Origin of the sequence: Pseudomonas sp. AL10 (assembly GCF_029960685.1) — a bacterium.
Taxonomy (GTDB): Bacteria; Pseudomonadota; Gammaproteobacteria; order Pseudomonadales; family Pseudomonadaceae; genus Aquipseudomonas; species Aquipseudomonas lactis.
On record NZ_JASBQZ010000008.1, the window covers coordinates 182,375 to 188,822 of the forward strand.

The 6,448-nt window shown below is 65.0% G+C and carries 8 protein-coding genes; all 8 read left to right on the plus strand.

Annotated elements, in window-relative coordinates; translation table 11 throughout:
• Window positions 1–2 precede the first annotated feature (2 nt).
• From QK296_RS11800 to gspD, 8 genes are read left to right on the plus strand one after another with little or no spacing between them, the layout of a single operon-like run.
• Window positions 3–428, plus strand: a complete 426-nt coding sequence (locus tag QK296_RS11800; RefSeq protein WP_282390947.1) for a GspH/FimT family pseudopilin — start codon at window positions 3–5, stop codon at window positions 426–428.
• Window positions 425–757, plus strand: coding sequence for a type II secretion system protein (locus QK296_RS11805; protein ID WP_282390948.1), 333 nt, complete (start codon window positions 425–427; stop codon window positions 755–757). Before QK296_RS11800 ends, QK296_RS11805 begins: the two co-directional genes overlap by 4 nt.
• Complete coding sequence (locus QK296_RS11810) at window positions 754–1,362, plus strand: prepilin-type N-terminal cleavage/methylation domain-containing protein (protein ID WP_282390949.1); 609 nt, start codon at window positions 754–756, stop codon at window positions 1,360–1,362. The genes QK296_RS11805 and QK296_RS11810 overlap by 4 nt, the downstream gene beginning before the upstream one ends.
• Window positions 1,359–2,060 carry a general secretion pathway protein GspK gene (locus QK296_RS11815; protein WP_282390950.1) on the plus strand — a complete coding sequence of 234 codons (702 nt, stop codon included), beginning with the start codon at window positions 1,359–1,361 and terminating at the stop codon, window positions 2,058–2,060. Before QK296_RS11810 ends, QK296_RS11815 begins: the two co-directional genes overlap by 4 nt.
• On the plus strand, window positions 2,057–3,049 hold the full coding sequence (locus QK296_RS11820) for a PilN domain-containing protein (protein WP_282390951.1): 993 nt from the start codon (window positions 2,057–2,059) through the stop codon (window positions 3,047–3,049). Before QK296_RS11815 ends, QK296_RS11820 begins: the two co-directional genes overlap by 4 nt.
• On the plus strand, window positions 3,024–3,626 hold the full coding sequence (gene gspM / locus QK296_RS11825; protein WP_282390952.1) for a type II secretion system protein GspM: 603 nt from the start codon (window positions 3,024–3,026) through the stop codon (window positions 3,624–3,626). The genes QK296_RS11820 and gspM overlap by 26 nt, the downstream gene beginning before the upstream one ends.
• Complete coding sequence (locus QK296_RS11830; RefSeq protein ID WP_282390953.1) at window positions 3,623–4,123, plus strand: general secretion pathway protein GspN; 501 nt, start codon at window positions 3,623–3,625, stop codon at window positions 4,121–4,123. The genes gspM and QK296_RS11830 overlap by 4 nt, the downstream gene beginning before the upstream one ends.
• Before the next feature lie 5 nt (window positions 4,124–4,128).
• On the plus strand, window positions 4,129–6,255 hold the full coding sequence (gspD, locus tag QK296_RS11835; protein ID WP_282390954.1) for a type II secretion system secretin GspD: 2,127 nt from the start codon (window positions 4,129–4,131) through the stop codon (window positions 6,253–6,255).
• Window positions 6,256–6,448: the final 193 nt, after the last annotated feature.

Below are 6,448 nucleotides of genomic sequence, written 5' to 3' on the forward strand. Positions count from 1 at the left end.
CCGTGGCCCAGCGAGGCTTTACCCTGCTGGAGATGCTGGTGGTCATTCTATTGATCGGCATTGCGGCGGGGTTGTTGGGGCTAGGTGTACGGCAAGGGTTGCAGGTGGCCAAGGAGCGGCGGGTGGTCGCGCAGATGGTCGAGGCCCTGCGCGCCACGCGTGCGAGCGCGATCGTCAGCGGCCAGGCGGCGCACACTCAATTCGACCTCCAGGGCCGCACGTTCCAGGCGCCAGGGCGTGCGTCACAGCAGTGGCCGGCGCAGGTGCAGGTGACCTTGCACAGTGCCGAGCAGGCCGGGGCCGCCGTGGTGTTCTATCCCGACGGCAGTTCCACCGGCGGTAACCTGCTGCTGGCCAGCGGCAGCCGGCGTTGGCGCATCGACATCGGCTGGCTCACCGGCAGTGTGCAGTCCAAGGCGCTGCCATGAAGCACCAGGCCGGTTTCACCTTGCTGGAAATGCTCGCCGCCCTGACGTTGATGGCGGTGTGCAGCAGCGTGTTGCTGGTTGCCTTCGGCCAGAGCGCGCGTTCCTTGTCCCAGGTGGCCCACAGCGACCGCCTCACACATGCCGCGCTTACGCTGCTGGACCAGGAAGCTGCCGGCCAGCTGATTGAAGGAACCCGCCAAGGCCAACTCGACGGCATTCATTGGCAATTGACCAGCACCCGCCAACAGCCGCACCTGTTTCGTCTTGATCTGAACGTGGGTGAAGGCGTGCATCAGGCGCACTTCAGCACCTTGAAGGCGCGCCTGTGAAGCGCCGTGAGCAGGGCTTCACGTTGCTGGAAGTGCTCGTGGTGCTCAGCTTGCTGTCGGTATTGTTGCTGCTGGTGAGCGCAGCGTTGCTGGGGGCCAATCGGGCGGTGGCCAAGGCCCAGGCCTACACCGCCAGCCTGGATGAAATGCGCGCCGCCCAACAGTTTTTGCGTACCTCGATCAGCGAGGCGCTGCCGCTGAAGCTCACTGACGACGGCAGCCAGGCCGAGGGTTTCTTGATCGGCATGCCGGAACGGCTGCAGTTTGTGGCGACCTTGCCCGGTGTATTGGGCGGGGGTATCCAGCGCTTTACCCTGCAACGGGTCGGGCAGGATCTGCAGGTGGCTTTTTCGCAGAGGGCATCGCAGGCCAACGCGCAGCGCGATGAGCCGCAGGTACTTTTGCATAACGTCGAGGCGTTGCAGTTCAGTTATCGCGGTGTCTCGCCACTGGGCCAGCCCACCGACTGGTTGAGCCCGTGGCCCTGGCCCCGGCGCTTGCCCACAGCGGTGCGCATCGACGCCACCGTCGACGGGCCGGTGCCGTGGGTCACCCAGGTGGTTGCGCTGCGCCTGAATCTGTCCAGCGCGAGTAGCGTAGAATGAAGCGCCAACGTGGTGCTGCGCTGTTGCTGGTGCTGTGGGTGCTGGCCTTGCTTAGCGTATTGCTGGGTGGTCTGGCCGGGTGGGTGCAACTGCAAAGTCGCCAGGCGCTGTGGCTGCGCCAGCACACCCAGACGCTGTTAGCCGCCCAGGCCGCTATCGCACAGGTCATGGCGCAAGGGCAGTGGGTGGCGGACGGGCGTTCTATTGCGCTGACCTTCGACGACGCCCGCTTGCAGGTCAGTGTGCGCAGTGAGCGCGGCAAGCTGTACCTGGTCAACGCCGCCCCCCAAGACCTCACACGTCTGGCCCTGGCCTGCGGCGCTACACCGGTTCAGGCCCGGCAGTTGGCCAAAGCCCTTGAGACTCGCCGCCGTCAGGGCCTGGCGCCGTTTCGGGTGCTGGAGGAGGTGCGTCAACTCCCCGGTATGACCCAGGCGCTCTACAGCCAATTGCTGCCTGAAATCACCTTGTGGAGCGACCTCGACCGGCCCGCTCCGGCATTCGCCAGCCCCCTGATGCGCAAGGCGTTGAACCTGCCAAGTCAGAACGCCGAGGGCGTCGACCCCGGCCAGGTCGTGGAAATCGACAGCCGCGCCGAGCGCCCCGGCGGCTATCAGGCACGCTTGCGACTGACCCTTTTATTGAGCCCTGCGGAGGACAGCGCACAGCCCTATCGGGTGGTGCGGTGGCAAGAATGATTCAACTCGAACCGATTGCCCGCTATTGGCGCGCCAGTCTGCTGCAACAAGGCTGGCGCCTGTGGCTCACGGAGTTACGCGGCTGTGTGCCGAAGTGGCTGGCGTTCCAGGACCCGCCTGAGCAGGTTCATCACTGGCCGCTGACGGCACCGGTGGTCCCGGGCAATACGCGCCAGGTGCTGATGCTTGCCCCCGACGCCGTGTTGCAGCAAAGCGTGCAACTGCCTCTGGCCGCCGCACGCAACCTCGTGGAGGTGGTTGGCTATGAACTGGACCGCTACACCCCGTTCAACGCCGAGCAGCTCTACTTCGTCGCCCGCCAGGAGCGGCGCACACCCAGCCACCTGGAGGTGAGGGTGGTGGCGATCCTGCGCGAGCGCCTTGACCAGGTCCTCCATGACTGCGCCGCCCTCGGCCTGTACCCGCACCGCGTGGATGTGGCGGGCCTGGGCATCGACCTGCTGCCCGCGCCGTTGCGCCCGCGTTCGCGTTCTGCCGGCAAGCAATTGCAGCGCAGCCTGCCGTGGTTGTGCGGCGCGTTGCTGATTGCGGCGATGCTGTTGTGGCTCAACGACCGCCAGCGGGTACTCGACAGTATGCACGCCACTGTTCAACAGCAAAAAGCCGAGGTCGCCCAGGTGCACGCCCTGCGCCAGCAACTGCTCAACACCCGTGGTGCGGCGCAGTACCTGTCCCAGCGCAAACGGGCGCAACCCCCCCTGGCCGCGCTGCTGAATGACTTGACCAGCTGCCTGCCCGCCGACACCTGGCTCGACCAATTGGACGTCAAGGACGGCGAGGTGAGCTTATCCGGCCAGAGCGCCAAGGCCAGTGGCCTGATCAGCCGCATCAAAGGCTGCCAGCGTTTGGACAACGCACAGTTCGAAGGGGTGATCCAACCCGACGCACGCACCGGCAAGGACCAGTTTGCCTTGCGTGCCCACTTACGCCAGGAGGCCGCCGATGCGCCGACCCCTCACACCCCGTGAACGCCGTGGCGCCGCCTTGTTGACCCTGGCGGTGGTACTCGGCGCGGCCTATTGGCTGTTGATCGACAGCTGGTTCGCCGGGCCGCTGCGGGCCATGGGTGAACAGGCCGAACAGTTGCGTGAACAGCAGCAGCGCTATGCCAGCGTCATACGCCAGGGCGATGCCTTGCGCGAACAGCTGGCGCAAGCACAGCAAGACCCGGCCAGCAACGCCAGCCTGTTGCCGGGGGACGACCCGGACGTGGTCGCCGCCGACCTGATGCAGCGTCTCGCCGACCTGATCAACAGCCACGCCAACCTCGGCGGCGGCTGCAACCTCACCCAGCGCAAGCCGATCACGCCCGAACAGGACGACAGCGAGCCCTATCGTCAGGTCAAGGTCAGCCTCACGCTCAATTGCGCCATCGAACCGCTGACCGCGATCCTGCATGGGCTGGAATATCAGCCGCCTTTTCTGTTCGTCGATGAGCTGCATATTCGTCGCGACAAACAGGCGCCAGCCAGTGGCGGGGCAGGCAAGCTGGCGGTGCAACTGCTGGTGCGCGGCTACCTGCAACCGGCGCGGGTGGCACCATGATCGGCCCCTTGCGTCCTCTTGAATGGGGCTGGCTCGGCGTGGCCGGGCTCTTGGGGCTGTTGATGGCGATGATCCTCAGCAGCATCGGCGATGCTCCGCGGTGGTTACCCGATGCGCCGGTGCACGCGCCACCCTCGTTCCAGGTGCAGGCCGCTCCGACGCCGGCGTTGCAAGACCTTGCCCGCACCTGGCAAGCGCCGCTGTTCAGCCCGGATCGCCGCCCGGACCGGGAGGTGGGCAAAACCCAGGTGGCGAGCCTGGCCAACCTGACCCTCAGCGGCATCATGATCACCGGCAACCTGCAAATGGCCATGCTCAAGCAAACCGGTGGCCCAACGCTCACGGTGCACTTGGGCCAGGCGTTGCCCAACGGCTGGCGCCTGGAACACCTGACCCCGCAATACGCCCGTTTTGCCTTGGGCGGGCGCACCCAGACCCTGAGCCTCTACGGTAAGCGGTTACCCCTGATCTCACATCCCCGCGAGTCTCTCCCTTGATCGATATGCGCACTTCGCTGTTTTGCCTGGCTACCGCCGTCTCCCTGGGCGGCTGTGGCTCTTTGCCCGATAGCCTCGACCCGGACGACGACCTGCTGCACGAGGCCCTGCAGGGCACCGGCGCACAACGCCCGCCGCTTGAGGCGCCTGTGGCCGAAAGCCCTCCACCTGCCACCCAGGCTCCGCCGCAGCGCCAGCTGATTCGTGGCAATCAAGCGTTTGTGCGCCAGCCCGCGGCGCCTGTAAACGTGCCGGAGCAGGGTGGCGACATCGTGTTCAACTTCGCCGATCAGCCCATCGAGGCCGTGATCAACAGCGTGATGGGCGACCTGCTGCACGAGAACTACAGCATCGCCGAGGGCGTGAAGGGCACTGTCAGCTTCTCCACCTCCAAACCCGTGGAAAAACAGCAGGCGCTGTCGATTCTCGAAACCCTGCTGTCCTGGACCGACAACGCCATGATCAAACAGGGCAACCGCTATGTGATCCTGCCGGCCAACCAGGCAGTGGCGGGCAAGCTGGTGCCGCAGATGCGCGTGGCGCAACCGGCCAGCGGCCTCTCGGCACGTCTGTTTTCACTGCGCTATATCTCGGCCACCGAGATGCAGAAACTGCTCAAGCCCTTCGCCCGTGAAAACGCTTTTTTGTTGGTGGACCCGGCGCGCAATGTGCTGAGCCTGGCCGGCACGCCTGAAGAACTGGCCAACTACCAGGACACGATCGACACCTTCGATGTGGACTGGCTCAAGGGTATGTCGGTGGCGGTGTTTGGCCTGCAACGCGCCTCGGTAGCCGAGCTGATGCCCGAGCTGCAAGCCATGTTCGGCACGGACAGTGGCACACCCCTGGCCGGCATGCTGCGGTTCTTGCCGGTGGAGCGCACCAACTCGGTGGTGGCGATTTCTTCCCAGCCCCAGTACCTCAGCGAAGTGGGCGACTGGATCCGCACCATCGACGAGGGCGGCGGCAACGAGCCGCAGATGTATGTGTACGACGTGCGCAATATGAAGGCCGCCGACCTCGCAAAGTACCTGCGGCAAATCTACGGCAATGGCGCGATCAAGGATGACGCCCCGGCGAAGGTAGCGCCGGGGTTGCGTACCACCACCTTGTCCTCGTCCACCAGCGCCGGTTTGCAGGCCAACGCCCCGGTGCCAGCAGCCGAAGAACCTGAATCCGAGCCTGCCGAAAGCACCCAGGCGCCGCCCACCAGCGACCTCGAAGCGGGCACGCGCATCACCGCGCAAAAGAGCAGCAACCAACTGCTGGTACGCACCCGCCCGGCGCAGTGGAAAGAGATCGAAGCGGCGATCAAACGCCTCGACAACCCACCGCTGCAAGTGCAGATCGAGACCCGCATCCTGGAGGTCAAGCTCACCGGCGAACTGGACCTGGGCGTTCAGTGGTACCTGGGCCGCCTGGCCGGCAATTCCACCAGCACCACGGTGGCCAACGCCTCCGGCAGCCAAGGCGCCTTGGGCGGTGGCGGGGCAGGGCTGGGGGCGGCGGACTCGTTGTTCTATTCCTTCGTCAGCTCCAACCTGCAAGTGGCCTTGCACGCCCTGGAAACCAACGGCCGCACCCAGGTGCTGTCGGCGCCATCGCTGGTGGTGATGAACAACCAGCCGGCGCAGATCCAGGTGGGGGACAACATTCCCATCAGCCAGACCACCGTTAATACCGGAGACGCCGACACCACCTTGAGCAGTGTCGAATATGTGCAGACGGGGGTGATTCTGGATGTGGTACCGCGCATCAATCCGGGTGGGCTGGTGTACATGGATATCCAGCAACAGGTCAGTGATGCCCAGAACCCGACAGGTAACAGTGAGACGCCGGTGAACCCGCGCATCTCCACACGCTCGGTGTCCACCCAGGTAGCGGTGCAGAGTGGCCAGACGGTGTTGCTGGGCGGGTTGATCAAGCAGGACAACGCTGAGAGTGTCAGCGCCGTGCCTTACCTGGGGAAGATTCCGGGGTTGCGCTGGTTGTTTGGCAATACCGGCAGGTCCAAGGACCGCACGGAGCTGATTGTGCTGATTACGCCGAGGGTGATTACCAGCAGCAGTCAGGCGCGGCAGGTGACGGATGATTATCGCCAGCAGATGCAGTTGTTGCGACCGGATCAATGAGCCTGGCTGCACCGAGTACCGATGTGGGAGGGGGGGCGCTCTCGATGGTGGCCTGACACCCCGCGATCAAAAATGTGGGAGCTGGCTTGCCTGCGATGACGGCCTGCCAGCCGGCACCTATCAACCTGACACCCCGGAATCAAAAATGTGGGAGCTGGCTTGCCTGCGATGACGGCCTGCCAGCCGGCACCTA